The 14,093-nt window shown below is 66.1% G+C and carries 14 protein-coding genes; 3 read left to right on the plus strand and 11 right to left on the minus strand.

Going from position 1 to position 14,093, the window contains the following annotated elements:
- Positions 1-648 carry a nucleotide exchange factor GrpE gene (grpE, locus tag R2676_RS02640; protein WP_206274241.1) on the minus strand — a complete coding sequence of 216 codons (648 nt, stop codon included), beginning with the start codon at positions 646-648 and terminating at the stop codon, positions 1-3.
- Positions 649-910: 262 nt separating this feature from the next.
- Between grpE and R2676_RS02645 the strand changes: the two genes are divergently transcribed.
- Positions 911-1,108, plus strand: a complete 198-nt coding sequence (locus R2676_RS02645; protein ID WP_206274242.1) for a hypothetical protein — start codon at positions 911-913, stop codon at positions 1,106-1,108.
- Between the two features lie 21 nt (positions 1,109-1,129).
- Here the strand turns inward: R2676_RS02645 and R2676_RS02650 are convergent, their stop codons facing one another.
- The 6 genes from R2676_RS02650 to hutU are packed head-to-tail and all read right to left on the minus strand — an operon-like array spanning position 1,130 to position 8,205.
- Entirely contained in the window at positions 1,130-1,528 is a 399-nt protein-coding gene (locus tag R2676_RS02650) for an RNA-binding S4 domain-containing protein (RefSeq protein ID WP_027680624.1), read from the minus strand.
- Complete coding sequence (gene hemH / locus R2676_RS02655; protein WP_027680623.1) at positions 1,525-2,640, minus strand: ferrochelatase; 1,116 nt, start codon at positions 2,638-2,640, stop codon at positions 1,525-1,527. Before hemH ends, R2676_RS02650 begins: the two co-directional genes overlap by 4 nt.
- Positions 2,641-2,696: 56 nt before the next feature.
- Positions 2,697-3,932 (minus strand): imidazolonepropionase, encoded by a 1,236-nt coding sequence (gene hutI / locus R2676_RS02660; RefSeq protein WP_206274243.1) that lies wholly within the window; start codon positions 3,930-3,932, stop codon positions 2,697-2,699.
- Complete coding sequence (gene hutG, locus R2676_RS02665; protein ID WP_206274244.1) at positions 3,925-4,902, minus strand: formimidoylglutamase; 978 nt, start codon at positions 4,900-4,902, stop codon at positions 3,925-3,927. The genes hutI and hutG overlap by 8 nt, the downstream gene beginning before the upstream one ends.
- Before the next feature lie 2 nt (positions 4,903-4,904).
- Positions 4,905-6,461, minus strand: a complete 1,557-nt coding sequence (gene hutH, locus R2676_RS02670) for a histidine ammonia-lyase (RefSeq protein ID WP_206274245.1) — start codon at positions 6,459-6,461, stop codon at positions 4,905-4,907.
- A gap of 25 nt (positions 6,462-6,486) precedes the next feature.
- Positions 6,487-8,205: a urocanate hydratase gene (gene hutU, locus R2676_RS02675; protein ID WP_206274246.1), complete on the minus strand. Its 1,719-nt coding sequence runs from the start codon at positions 8,203-8,205 to the stop codon at positions 6,487-6,489.
- A 154-nt stretch (positions 8,206-8,359) separates the two neighbouring features.
- Here hutU and hutC point away from each other — a divergent pair, with 154 nt between their 5' ends.
- Positions 8,360-9,073: a histidine utilization repressor gene (gene hutC / locus R2676_RS02680; RefSeq protein ID WP_027680619.1), complete on the plus strand. Its 714-nt coding sequence runs from the start codon at positions 8,360-8,362 to the stop codon at positions 9,071-9,073.
- Positions 9,074-9,080: 7 nt separating this feature from the next.
- Here the strand turns inward: hutC and R2676_RS02685 are convergent, their stop codons facing one another.
- From R2676_RS02685 to hrcA, 4 genes are all read right to left on the minus strand, one after another.
- Positions 9,081-9,950 carry an ABC transporter permease subunit gene (locus tag R2676_RS02685; RefSeq protein WP_206274247.1) on the minus strand — a complete coding sequence of 290 codons (870 nt, stop codon included), beginning with the start codon at positions 9,948-9,950 and terminating at the stop codon, positions 9,081-9,083.
- The gene (locus R2676_RS02690; protein ID WP_027680617.1) at positions 9,947-10,738 is read right to left on the minus strand and encodes a taurine ABC transporter ATP-binding protein; all 792 of its coding nucleotides are present in this window, start codon (positions 10,736-10,738) and stop codon (positions 9,947-9,949) included. Before R2676_RS02690 ends, R2676_RS02685 begins: the two co-directional genes overlap by 4 nt.
- Positions 10,735-11,799 (minus strand): taurine ABC transporter substrate-binding protein, encoded by a 1,065-nt coding sequence (gene tauA, locus R2676_RS02695; RefSeq protein WP_206274248.1) that lies wholly within the window; start codon positions 11,797-11,799, stop codon positions 10,735-10,737. The genes R2676_RS02690 and tauA overlap by 4 nt, the downstream gene beginning before the upstream one ends.
- Before the next feature lie 125 nt (positions 11,800-11,924).
- Positions 11,925-12,983, minus strand: coding sequence for a heat-inducible transcriptional repressor HrcA (gene hrcA, locus R2676_RS02700; protein WP_027680615.1), 1,059 nt, complete (start codon positions 12,981-12,983; stop codon positions 11,925-11,927).
- A gap of 111 nt (positions 12,984-13,094) precedes the next feature.
- On the opposite strand from hrcA, the gene R2676_RS02705 reads away from it, so the two are divergent.
- A complete protein-coding gene (locus R2676_RS02705) occupies positions 13,095-14,033 on the plus strand; it encodes an NAD kinase (protein WP_206274249.1) in 939 nt (312 codons plus the stop codon).
- The last annotated feature ends 60 nt before the right edge of the window (positions 14,034-14,093 follow it).

The raw sequence follows: 14,093 nt of genomic DNA on the forward strand, positions 1-14,093 counted from the left end.
TTACTTGGGCGCTGCCACCGTCACCAGGGCCGGCCGCAGCACGCGATCGGCTAGCGTGTAGCCGCGCTGCAGGACGGCGACCACGGTGTTGGCCTCTTGATCGGCCGGCACCATCGAAATGGCTTGATGGCGATGCGGGTCGAACTTTTCCCCCACCGGGTTCAGCTCGGTGACGCGGCCCTTTTCGAATGCGGCGTACAGCTGCTTGAGCGTCAGTTCAACGCCCTCACGCAGCTTGGTGACGTCGCCCGACGTGTCGGCCAAGGCGGCCTGCAGGCTGTCCACGACGGGCAGCAGATATTCCGCAAAGCCTTCGATGGCGAATTTGTGGGCCTTGGCCACGTCGTCCTGACCACGGCGGCGGATGTTCTCGCCTTCGGCCGTGGCGCGGGCCCAGTTCTCGTAGTTCTGGCGTGCCTTTTCTTCTGCGGCTTCGAGTTGACGGCGCAGTTCAGCGACGTCCACGTCAGCCACGGCTTCCGCCACGGCGGCTTCGTCACCGGCAACAGCCTGGGCGTCTGCACTTGCGCGCTGCGCTTGGCTCGAATAGGCATGGGCCGCTTGGCCCGTCGCCGATGCGTTCGGCTGGGTGGCTTGGCTGTCCGCTGACATGTCCGAGTTCGATTGGGTGTCCGAAGTGTGTTTCATAGCGCTGGATAAACGGGATCGACGCACGGTATGTGCCCGGAATCGATCCGCTGGATTTTTACAAACGATTTGTCCCCGTTATGGGGCAATTGGCGCGCTTTTCAAGGGCGCCGGATGCGCGACAACTGTGCGTCGTGCATCACGAAATATGGGGTTACAACTTTCATCAGACTGCAACGGCACAGCAATTGCGACGACCCAATTGGCCGCCTATGATGCAAGAAAAAATTGGGGGGCGCGAGCTTCTTTGAGGGTTCGTACCATGCACAACAAATTGCCCGTTCTGACCGTGCTCCTGCTGTTGACCCTGACCGCAGCCACAACGTTCATCTGCCTGTCGGGCGCCGTCACGCCGCGTTATACGGAGTACGGCAGCGGCAAGGCATTCTTCAAGCACTACATCATCAAGCCGGCACAGATGCAGCAGCTGCCGCGCGGCTTGATGAGCGTATCAAGTTAGCACACACTCGCGCGGAGTGCGTCATTCTCCGCCGAGTTTGTCGATACGCCGCCGGTCCCGCTTGGTCGGCCGGCCGGCGATTTGTGTGGCCGGTTCCCGATACAGCCGGCGCTTGTCCGCACTCTCTTCGCGTTTTAAGCGGCTGATGTCCGTCTCGGCATAGAGGGTTTGCGCGATCGAGGCTGGGCCGCGCACTTCCGCCAGCGCCAACACCTCCACTTCCCATTGCTGTTCATGCGCGTGCACGCGCACGTGATCGCCGATTTTGACGTCCTTGGCGGGGCGAACCGCCTGATCGTTGATCTGCACGCGACCGCGCTCCACTGCATCCGTCGCCTGCGAGCGCGTCTTGAAGAAGCGCGCCGCCCACAGCCATTTGTCGATGCGAACGCGATCGGCCGCGTCGGTACTCACCTTCATGCGGCGGCTCCCTTGCTCTGCGCACGCGTGCGGCTGGCCTCCAGCACATGCGGATGCGTGAGCGTGAGCGGCCAGCCCTGCAGATGCGCCAGCGCGATGTCGGCAATGCCGGCAATCCACGCTTCGCTGTCGTTCAGGCACGGGATGTAATGGAATTCCTTGCCGCCGGCGACACGGAAGGTCGACTGCCCTTCCATGGCGATCTCTTCCAGCGTTTCCAGGCAATCGGCCGGAAAACCCGGGCAGAACACGTCGACGCGATGGGTGCCGACGCGGCCCAGCTCTTCCAGCGTGGGCGCGGTGTACGGCTGCAACCATTCGGCGCGGCCAAAGCGTGACTGGAACGTGACCAGGTACTGACCCGGCTGCAGGCCGAGCGCTTCGCCCAGCAAGCGGCCGGTCTTCAGGCACTCGCAGTGATACGGATCGCCCAATTCCAGTGTCCGTCGCGGCACACCATGGAAGGACAGCACCAGCTTGTCGCCATGCGCGAAGTCGGGGGCGCCGTGCTGCGCCCAATACGCCCCCACCTGCTGGTGCAGCGCATTGATGTAAGCAGGGTCATCGTGGAAATGTTTGACCAGCCGCAACTCCGGCTGATTGCGCATCTCGCCCAGCACACGGAAGACCTCGTCGAAGGCCGTCGCGGTGGTGGTGCCGGAATACTGCGGGTACATCGGCAAGACGAGGATGCGCTCGACGCCCTGCTTGCGCAGCGCCTGCATGACGGACGGAATCGACGGATTGCCATAGCGCATCGCACAGGCGACCACCACATCGTGGCCCTGCGCGTTCAGCAGCTGCTGCAGCGCATGCGCCTGGCGCTCGCTGTAGACGAGCAGCGGCGAGCCGGTCATGTTGGCCTCGCGCAGCCAGATGCTTTCGTATTTGTGCGCCGACGTGCGCGAACGCAGCGGCACGATCAGTCCGTTGAGGATGAACCACCACACCGCGCGCGGAATTTCCACAACGCGGGGGTCGGACAGGAACTGACGCAGGTAGCGGCCGACCTCGCGCGGCGATGTGCCGTCAGGCGTACCGAGGTTGACGAGCAGGATCGCCGTGCGATCGGGCTGGCCGTGCTGGAACAGGGGTTCGGGCAAGAAGGGCATGGGCGCGGGTTCGCGATAGACCGGCCGATTATACGAGCCGCGTCATCGCGTGTTCCTTACGCCACCACGGTGCCGTCCTTGACCACGCCCACACACGGGTTCAGCCCCATCGCGTACGCCAGATCGGCGGGCCGGTCGATGCGCCACAGAGCGAAATCGGCCGCGCAGCCCGGAGCCAGCACGCCACACGTGCCGGACAGGCCCAGCGCTGCGGCAGCATGACGCGTGGCGCCGGTCAGCGCTTCCAGGGGCGTCAGGCGGAACAGCGTGCACGCCATGTTCATCGCCAGCAGCAGTGACGACAACGGCGAGGTACCAGGGTTGCAGTCGGTCGACACGGCCATGGGCACACCGGCGGCGCGCAGCGCGGCCATCGGCGGGAGGCGCGTTTCGCGCAGGCAGTAGAACGCGCCGGGCAGCAGCACGGCCACCGTGCCGGCTTGCGCCATGGCTGCGATGCCGGCCTCGGTCAGGCATTCGAGGTGATCCGCTGACAGGCCGCCGTAGCGAGCCACCAGCGCCGCGCCGCCCTGATCCGAGAGCTGCTCGGCGTGCAGCTTGACCGGCAAGCCGTGGCGCTGCGCCGCGTCGAACATGCGCGCCGTCTGTGCGGGCGTAAAGCCAATGGTTTCGCAGAAAGCGTCAACGGCATCGACCAGACCTTCCGCAGCGAGCGCGGGCAGCACATCGGCGCAGAGATGATCGATGTAGTCATCCGCACGGCCGGCGAATTCGGGCGGCACGGCATGCGCGCCGAGGAATGTTGTCCGCACGCGCACCGGCAATGACTGGCCGAAGCGCCGTGCAACGCGCAGCATGCGGCGCTCGGTTTCCAGGTTCAGGCCGTAGCCGGACTTGATTTCGACGGTGGTGACACCTTCGGCGCGCAGGGCATTCAGGCGCGGCAGACTGGCGTCGGCCAACGCGTCTTCGCTGGCGGCCCGCGTGGCGCGAACGGTCGAGAGGATGCCGCCGCCCGCGCGCGCGATCTCTTCGTATGGCACGCCGTTCAGGCGCGCTTCGAATTCATTGCTGCGGTTGCCGGCGTAGACGAGGTGTGTGTGGCAATCGATCAGGCCGGGCGTGAGCCACGCGCCGCCGCCATCGTGTTCGCGTGTGGCGCGGGCGTTCGCAGGCAGATCGGCGCGGTAGCCAAGCCAAGCAATGCGGCCATCCTTGACGGCGATGGCCCCGTCGCGGATTTCGCCGTAGCCGTCGGCATCGGCGGCGAGCGTGGCGAGGTGGACGTTGGTCCAGAGCGCGTCCCAGTGCGGGTAGGCCGGATCAGTCATGTGCGGCTCCCTGCAGGCCAATGCCGTCTGCCACGCGCGCCACGAGACGGGCGGCGACACGCGCCGTGTGGTTGTCGATGTCGAGCGACGGGTTCAGTTCCGCCACATCCGCCAGCCGCAGCTTGCCCGAGCTGACCACAAGATCGACGATGGGTTCGATCACGTCCATCCCCACGCCGCGTGCGGACGGCGCGCTCACGCCGGGAGCCACCGCGGCCGGCAGCACGTCCAGGCACATCGTCAGATAGACGTGGTCGACCTGGCTCAGGAACACCTCCACCACCTTCAGCACGTGCGCGAGCTGCATGACGTCCATCTCGTCGTCGTGCATCCAGCGCACGCCGAGCTGGCGCGCACGCGCGAACAGCGCTTCAGTGTTGGCGTAAGTGCTCACGCCGAGGCAAGCATAGTGGAACGGCCATCCGCGCCGCGCGCAGTCTTCGGCGATCTGGCGGAATGGCGTGCCGGAGCTGCCGCGCTCGCCGGCGCGCAAATCGAAATGCGCGTCCAGATTGAGAATGCCGATACGCGGGGGCTGGTCGGATTTCGCCGCCAGATGCCGCGCCAAGCCACCGAACGAAGCCCACGCGATCTCATGCCCGCCGCCGAGCGCGATCGGAAACGCACCGCGGTCGAGCAGATCGTGGAGCACACTGGACAATGCGCTCTGCGCGTCTTCCAGCGCATCGCCCTGGCATGTCACGTCGCCCGCGTCGACGACCACACGGCCGGCACGCGCGGGCAAGTTCGCGAGCATCTTGCGGATGGCGGCTGGGCCCGCCTGCGCACCGGTTCGCCCGTGATTGCGTGCGACACCGGCATCGCAGGCAAAGCCCGCCAGGGCGACGGTGTTGGCCAGCGGCGTCGATGCATCGATGCGGCGCACCGTCTGGTGCCAACGCAAGCCCAGCGGGCCTTCCTCCGCATCGACACGGCCTTGCCAGACGTTCGGTTCGGCTTGGGCGAGCATGGTCAGACGAGTGCGAGTTCGCCGACGTGCGCGCGGCACGAATCGCCGAGGGCACCGTCGAGCACGAGGCGGCGGGCGGCTTCGATGTCGGGGGCGAACAGGCGATCTTCACCGTAGTACGCCACACGCGCGCGGATGCAGCCATGTGCCTTCTGCAGCGTGTCGGACGTCGCCAGCGGCTTGTGGAAGTCGATGCCCTGCGCCGCCGCCAGCGCTTCGATGCCGACGATGGTGGCGGTGTTCTCAGCCATGTCCTGCAAACGGCGGCCCGCGAAGGTCGCCATGCTGACGTGGTCTTCCTGGTTGGCCGAAGTCGGCAGGCTGTCGACGCTGGCCGGGTGGGCGAACGTCTTGTTTTCCGAGGCCAGCGCCGCGGCCGTGACGTGCGCGATCATGAAGCCCGAGTTCAGGCCCGGCTGCTCGACCAGGAACGGCGGCAGGCCCGACAGCGTGGAGTCGATCAGCAGCGCGATGCGGCGCTCCGACAGCGCACCGATCTCGGCAATCGCCAGCGCAAGCATGTCGGCAGCAAACGCCACCGGTTCGGCGTGGAAGTTGCCGCCCGAGATCACTTCACCGGCGTCGGCGTAGACCAGCGGGTTGTCGGTGACGGCGTTGGCTTCGGTGAGCAGCGTGGCGCCGGCCTGGCGGATCAGGTCGAAGCATGCGCCCATGACTTGCGGCTGGCAACGCAGGCTGTAGGGGTCTTGCACGCGCTTGTCGCCCACGAGGTGTGATTGGCGGATGGCGCTGCCGGCCAGCAGGTTGCGGTACACGGCCGCGGTCGCGATCTGGCCGCCTTGGCCACGCACGGTGTGCACGCGCGGGTCGAACGGCGCATCGCTGCCCTTGGCAGCATCCACCGACAACGCACCCGACACCGTAGCGGCTTGCAGCAGTCGCTCGGCCAAGAACAGACCGTTGAGCGCCAGCGCGGTCGACACCTGCGTGCCATTGATGAGTGCCAGGCCTTCCTTGGCGGCCAGCGCAATCGGCTCGATGCCGGCGGCGGCCAATGCGGCACGCGCCGGCGTGCGCACGCCGTTCACACGCACGTCGCCCTCGCCCAGCAGGGCGAGCGTCATGTGCGCGAGCGGCGCCAGATCGCCCGATGCGCCAACGGAACCCTTGGACGGAATGCACGGCACGATGCCGGCGTTCAGCAGTGCCAGCAGCGTGTCGATCACGACACGGCGCACGCCCGAATAGCCGCGCGCCAGACTGGCGGCCTTCATCAGCAGCACCAGCCGCGCGACGTTGTCGCTCAGGTCTGCACCCGTGCCGACGGCGTGCGAGAGGATGAGGTTGCGTTGCAGGCGCTCCAGCTCGTGCGTGGGGATCTGCGTCTTGGCCAGCAGGCCGAACCCGGTGTTGATGCCGTAGGCCGGGTCGCCCTTGGCAACGATGGCCTGCACGGTGGCCGCAGACGCTTCGATGGCGGCCGCGCAATCGCCCGACAGCGCAACAGGCGTCGGGGCGAGCCAGACGCGGCGCAGGTCGGCGAAGGACATTTCGCCCGGCTGCAACGTGATGATGGGGGGCGTGGTCATGGTGTTCATAGCAATGCGAGAGGATGTCTTTAACTTAGCCGATCATCGGCAGGTTCAAACCGTTGCGCTTGGCGCAGGCGATGGCGGTTTCGTAACCGGCATCGGCATGGCGCATGACGCCCGAGCCAGAATCGTTGACGAGCACACGGCCCAGGCGCTTGGCTGCAGCGTCGGTGCCGTCGGCGACGATCACCACGCCCGAGTGCTGCGAATAGCCCATGCCGACACCGCCGCCATGGTGCAGCGACACCCACGTCGCGCCGCCCGCCGTGTTGAGCAGCGCGTTGAGCAGCGGCCAGTCCGACACGGCGTCGGTGCCGTCTCGCATGGCTTCGGTTTCGCGGTTGGGGCTGGCGACCGAACCCGTGTCGAGGTGGTCGCGGCCGATCACGATCGGCGCCTTCAGCTCGCCATTCTTGACCATCTCGTTGAAAGCCAGACCGGCCAGGTGACGCTCGCCCAGGCCCAGCCAGCAGATGCGCGCGGGCAGGCCCTGGAAGGCGATGCGATCACGCGCCATGTCGAGCCAGCGATGCACGTGCGTGTTGTGCGGGAAGAGTTCCTTGATCTTGGCGTCGGTCTTGTAGATGTCTTCCGGATCGCCCGACAGCGCCACCCAGCGGAACGGGCCCTTGCCCTCGCAGAACAGCGGACGGATGTAGGCCGGCACGAAGCCCGGGAAATCGAAGGCGTTCTTCACGCCCTGGTCGAACGCGACCTGGCGAATGTTGTTGCCGTAGTCGACCGTCGGGATGCCCAGGGCCTGGAAATCCAGCATTGCCTGCACGTGCACGGCGCAGGACTTGGCGGCCTCGTCGGTCAGGCGGGCGTGCTGCGACGGGTCACGTTGCGCAGCACGCCATTGCTCGACCGTCCAGCCAATCGGCAGATAGCCGTTGACTAGATCATGCGCCGAGGTCTGGTCGGTCACCAGATCCGGCTTCAGGCCACCGGCGCGGGCGCGCTTGACCAGCTCCGGCAGGATTTCCGCCGCATTGCCGAGCAGGCCGATGGACACGGCCTCGCCGCGCTCGCAATGGTGGCGAATCAGGTTGAATGCGTCGTCGATGTCCTTGGCTTGCTTGTCGAGGTAGCGCGTACGCAGGCGGAAATCGATGCTCGATTGCTGGCACTCGATGTTCAGCGACACTGCGCCTGCCAGCGTGGCAGCCAGCGGCTGGGCGCCGCCCATGCCGCCCAGGCCGGCGGTCAGGATCCACTTGCCGGCCAGCTTGCCGTCGTAATGTTGGCGGCCGGCTTCGGCAAACGTCTCGTACGTGCCCTGCACGATGCCCTGGCTGCCGATGTAGATCCAGCTGCCAGCAGTCATCTGGCCATACATGAACAGGCCCTTGCGATCCAGCTCGTTGAAGTGTTCCCAGTTCGCCCACTTGGGCACGAGGTTGGAGTTGGCGATCAAGACACGCGGCGCATCGGGGTGGGTCTTGAACACGCCCACCGGCTTGCCCGATTGCACGAGCAGCGATTCGTCGTCGTTCAGCTCGCGCAGCGTTTCCAGGATCTTGTCGAAGCAGGCCCAGTCGCGCGCGGCGCGGCCGATGCCGCCATACACGACGAGGTGCTTGGGGTTCTCGGCCACATCCGGGTCGAGGTTGTTCTGCAGCATCCGGTAAGCCGCTTCGGTCAGCCAGCTCTTGCAGTGCAGCTCGGTGCCGCGCGGGGCGCGGATTTCACGCGAAGCGTCGTAGCGCGGATCGTTGGTCAGGTGGGCAGCGTTGGTCGGGGCGTTCATGTGAGGTCTCCTGCGAACTCCTTTGTCATGGAGCGCATCTTATGTTGTATATACAACTTAGGCAAGAAAACTTTACAAGCTAAGAGCAAACCCTGATGATGACCGCCATCCGCACATCACATCCGCGGCCACCACCGCACTGCAAGCCACGCCCATGTCACACGACCCGTCCGCCAGCACGCCCGCCTTCCAGCGCATCAAGGAAGACATCCTCACGCGCATTCGCAGCGGGGAGTGGCAGGAAGGGGAAATGATTCCGGGGGAGACGACGCTCGCGCAGACCTTTGGCGTGTCGCGCATGACGGTCAATCGCGCGCTGCGTGAGTTGACCGCCGAGCAGATCCTCACGCGCGTGCAGGGGCTGGGAACGTTCGTCGCGCAGCAGAAATACCAGGCGACGCTGGTGGCGATCCGCAATATCGCCGAGGAAATTGCTGCGCGCGGCCATCGGCACCGCGCCGAACTGCACAAGCTGGAGCGCGCCCGTGCCAATGAAGCGATGGCAGCTTCGTTTGGCGTGCCCGCCGGCCGCGTGCTCTTTCATTCACTGATCGTGCACTTTGAAAACGACCTGCCGATCCAGGTGGAAGACCGTTGGGTCAACGCGGCGTTGGCGCCGGAATACATGGAGCAGGATTTCACGCAGACCACGCCCAACGCCTACTTGATGCGTGCCGCCCCGTTGCAGGGCGTGGATTACGGCATCGAGGCGCGCCTGCCCACCCGTGAGATCGCCGAAATGCTGCACATGGACGTGCGCGAGCCCTGCCTGATGCTGCGGCGAAAAACGTTGTCGCAGGGTCAGGTCGCCTCGGTGGCGACCATGTGGCATCCGGGCGGGCGTTATCAGTTCACGGGCAGCTTCTGAGTCTCGGTCAGCTGCGGCCCTTCCAGGGCACCACGCGCGCTTCGATGGCGCGCATGGCCAAGTCGAACGCCCATGCAATCGCACCGATCAGCACGATGCCCATCACCACGAGGTCGGTGCGCAGAAAGCTCGACGCATTGAGCACCATCTGCCCCACGCCCACGGTGGCCGCCACCATTTCCGCCGCCACCAGCGTGGTCCAGCCGAAGCCGATGGCGATGCGCAAGCCGGTCAGGATCTCGGGCAGCGCCGCCGGCAGGATCACATGTCGCACCACCTGCGTGAAGCTCGCGCCAAGCGCATACGCGGCGTTGATCTGCTCAAGCGTGGCGCTGCGCACGCCGGCACGCGCGGCCATGGCAATCGGTGCGAAGCAGGCAAGATAGATGACGACAATCTTCGCGCGCTCATCAATGCCCAGCCAGATGACCACGAGCGGCAGGTATGCCAGCGGCGGCAGCGGGCGATAGAACTCGATGGGCGGGTCCAGCAAGCCGCGCGCGGTGCGGGAAACGCCCATTGCGAGGCCGATGGGTATGGCCGTCACGGCAGCCAGCGCAAACGCACCGAACACGCGCAACGCGCTCCAGCCCAGATGCGACGCCAGCGGCTGGCCGCCTTGAATATCGCCATGCCACGCATCGATGAATGCGCGCCCGACGGCCTGCGGTGAAGGCAGGAACAACGGCGGCACCCAATGGAAGGTGGTCGCCGCCCACCAAAGCACGAGCAGCGCCGTCACCGACAACACGCTGAGCCCCAATGCGCTGCCCTCACCCGGCAGACGATAGCCGCGCAGCCTGCGCGCCGGCCTGCTGGAAGGCGGCGCTGCATCGACGGAGGCGCGCTGCAGCACGGGAGTTTCGAGCGCGCTCATGCGAGCAGCTCCTCGGGGGCATGGTGGATCAGCGCCAGTACACGCTCGCGCCAGGCAATGAAGTCCGGCGATGATTTCACCGCGCGGGCGTCGCCGCCTGCCAGCGCCTGCCGCGAGAACGGCAGATCGAATGTCTGCACGATGCGCCCCGGCGATGGCGACATCACGATCAGGCGCGTCGCCAGGAACAGCGCCTCCTCCACGTCGTGCGTGATGAAGAAAACGGTCGTGCCGGTGCGCTGCCAGACATCGAGCACCAGCGTCTGCATGGTCTCGCGCGTGAACGCGTCGAGCGCGCCCATCGGTTCGTCCATCAACAGCACGCGGGGCTCCGTCGCCAGCGCACGGGCAATGCCAACGCGTTGCTGCATGCCGCCGGACAGGGCATAGACGGGCGAAGCGGCATGCGCTTCAAGGCCGACCAGCCGGAGCAACTCCAGCGCACGCGCATGCCGCGTCTTGCGGTCGACACCGCGCAGCTTGAGACCAAGCGCCACGTTGTCGCGCACGTTCAGCCACGGCATGAGCCCATAGCGCTGGAACACCACGCCGCGGTCGGCGCCCGGCCCATCGATTTCGCGGCCGTCCAGGAGAATCTGCCCCGACGTGGGCGCAACAAAACCCGCGAGGCAGTTCAGCAGCGTGGTCTTGCCGCAGCCGGAAGCCCCCAGGGCCACGACGAACTCGCCGGCGTTGATCGACAAATCCACACCGGCCAGGGCGCGGGTGGTGCGGCCGTGCGCGTCGATGTAGTCGACGCCCAGGCCGCGCACATCGATGCGGCTCATCGCGCTGCGGTGGCGACGGCCTTGTTGCCCGCGTTGGCCGCACGCTGGACAAAGCGCGAGTCGATGGTGGCACCGTAATCCGGCAGCACCGTCTGGATCGTGCCCTGCGTCTTCAGAAACTGCGCCGTGGCCAGCAGCGATTGCGCCGCGCCCGACTGCGCGCCGCCGCCCAGCCAGCGCTTGGAAGCCTGCTCCGCCGCATCCGGGAAGGCATACAGCGCAAGACTTGCCGGCACATCCGCCGCCGTCGCGCCCGACGTCTTGGCCACGGCTGCCACCTGCGGCGAGGTCGCCGTCCACGCGGCCTTGTTGTCGCGATAGGCCGCATCGGCCTTGGCCAGCACTTCGACAAACTTGGCGATGAACTCGGCATGGTCGCGCGCAAACTTGCGGTCCGCCACGAAGCCATCAAAGGTCGACTTGCCAGTGGCGGCGGCGATCTTGCCGGAGGTGGTCAGCACGGTGCCGTTCTTCTTCACCTTGGCGAGCACCGGATCCCAGATGAAGGCGGCATCGACATCGCCCCGGTCCCACGCGGCCGACAACTCCTGCGGCCGCAGGTTGACGACCTTCACGTCGCGCGGCTCGAGCCCGGCTTGCTGCAGCGCCACCAGCGCATGGAAATGCGAGGTCGAGACATACGGCACGCCCAAGGTCTTGCCCTTCAGATCAGCCACGCGCGACACGCCGCTGCCGTTGCGGGCAACCAGCGCTTCTGCATCGTTGATGTTGTCGAGAATCCAGAACAGCGACAGGTCCACGCCCTGCGACACGCCGGCCGCAATCGGGCTGGAGCCCGCTTCGCCGATCTGCACGGAACCCGACGCGATGGCACGCACCACGTCGGCGCCGCTGGCGAGCTGGCGGTACGTCACCTTATAGCCGGTGGCACGCTCGACCTCGCCCGTGGCCTGGGCGTAGCGCCAGGGCAGCACCATGTCCTGATAAGCGATCACAACCTCGCGGTCGGCCGCGCGTGCAGGAGCGGCGCCAAACAAGGCGAACGAAATGGCCGCAGACATCGCTGCAGCCAGCAAACGGGAGAAGGAAGAACCAGCCATGAAAGACTCCGGCAGAAAAGAATCGCGCACATGCGCCGGAGTCGATTGTGAGAGACGGCAGCGTAGGCTGTCGTCGAAGAAAATCGGCTGAGCTTATGCAGCTCGCAGACAGAACAACCGTGAGATCAATATTGGCTGAGCGTGCTGGACAGCAGCTTGGCCGTGATGTCCACGATCGGGATCACGCGCTCATATGCCATGCGCATCGGCCCGATCACGCCGAGCGTGCCGACGATCTTGCCGTCCACCTCGTACGGTGCGGTGATGACCGCCATGTCTTCGTGTGGCACGAGGCTGCTTTCGCCGCCGATGAAGATCTGCACGCCCTCGGCGCGGCTCGATACGTCGAGCAGTTGCAGCAGGCCGGTCTTCTGCTCGAACACGGCAAAGAGCCGGCGCAGCTTGTCCATGGACGAAGACAGGTCTTCCACATCCAGCAGCTTGCGCTCGCCCGAGATGACGACCGGTTCTTCTTCCGACACGGCGCTGCTGCCCGCCTCCACGGCCGCCTGCATCAACGCCGTCATGTCGGCCTGCAGCGCAGAGAGTTCGCCCCGCAGGCTTTCGCGCACCGCGTCGAACGTCTGGCCGCCGTAATGCGCATTGATGTAGTTGGCCGCTTCCACCAGCTGCGACGGGGTGTAGGGCGTATCGGTATGGATGATGCGGTTCTGCACGTCGCCTTCGGGCGTGACGACGATCAGCAGGATGCGCGACTCCGACAACCGCAGGAATTCGATCTGCCGGAACGCATGCGTGCGGCGCGGCGTCATCACGATGCCGGCAAACTGCGAGAGGTTGGACAAGGTTTGCGCGGCCGCCGCAATCACCCGCTGCGACGATTCCGACCCATGCGAGGCCAGCTGCGTGCGGACCTGCTCCGCAATCGCCCCAACCATCTGCTGGGCCATGCGGTCTTGCGTGCTCAGCACGTCCAGCGGGCTGGCGGTCAGCATCGTGTCGACAAAGAGGCGGTAGCCGCGCGGCGTCGGCACGCGGCCGGCGGAGGTGTGCGGGCTGGCAATGAAGCCCATTTCCTCCAGGTCCGACATCACATTTCGGATGGTGGCCGGCGACAGATCAAGCCCCGAATATTTCGACAAGGTGCGTGAGCCCACGGGCTGGCCCTCGGCGATATACCGTTCGATCAGGGTCTTGAGGAGGATGGTGGCGCGCTTGTCCATGATTCCTCAATTTTACGCAAAATCGGCGCCCGTCTGCGGGTGATGTCGGCGTTTCTTCACGAAACTCGCGCTAACGTGGCGATGGTCATATCGATATGGTGTAATGCGCGCATGTCGACTTCCCCGTCCGCCGTGGCCCCGCAAGCTCCCGCCGCCTCGCCTGTCTCGCCTTTCAAGACCGTTGCGCTGGTCGGCCGGTATTCGGCCGCCAACATTGCCGGCCCGCTCATGGAGCTGGCATCCTGCATCGCCGGGCGCGGGCATGACATTGTGTTCGAGCGCGAAACGGCGCTCAACATCGGCGTCCAGGACTACCCCGCCCTTCCGCCCGAAGAGATGGCGCGCCACGCCGATGTGGCCGTCGTGCTCGGCGGCGACGGCACGCTGCTCGGCATCGGGCGCCACCTGGCCGGCGCCAGCGTCCCCGTGATCGGCGTCAACCACGGGCGGCTCGGCTTCATGACCGACATCCCGTTCGACGACGTGCACAGCGTGCTGCCCGACATGTTGGCGGGCCGCTACGAGGCCGAAACCCGCACGCTGCTGCAAGCCCAGGTCGTGCGCGACGACGAGGTCATCTTCTCCGCCCTCGCCTTCAACGACGTGGTGGTCAACCGCTCCGGCACCTCGGGGATGGTGGAACTGGCCGTATCGGTCGACGGCTTCTTCATGTACAACCAGCGTTCGGACGGCTTGATCGTTTCCACGCCGACCGGCTCGACGGCGTATGCGCTGTCTGCGGGCGGCCCGATCCTGCATCCGGCGCTCTCGGGTCTGGTGCTGGTGCCCATCGCGCCGCACTCGCTGTCGAACCGGCCGATCGTCATTCCGCACGACGCCGAGGTGGTCATCCAGGTCACCAGCGGGCGTGATGCCAGCGTCAACTTCGACATGCAGTCGCTCACGTCCCTGCTGCCCGGCGACCGCATCGTGGTCCGCCGCTCCGAGCGTACGGTGCGGCTGCTGCACCCGATCGGCTACAACTACTACGCCACGCTGCGCAAGAAGCTGCACTGGCACGAGTACCCGACCGAAGACAACCGGCTCTAAGAACCTGCCCATGATCCTGCTGCGCGGCCCGATCTTGAACCTGCAATGCCCGCCGTACGC

Source organism: Ralstonia flatus (genome assembly GCF_958439105.1).
Classification (GTDB): domain Bacteria; phylum Pseudomonadota; class Gammaproteobacteria; order Burkholderiales; family Burkholderiaceae; genus Ralstonia; species Ralstonia flatus.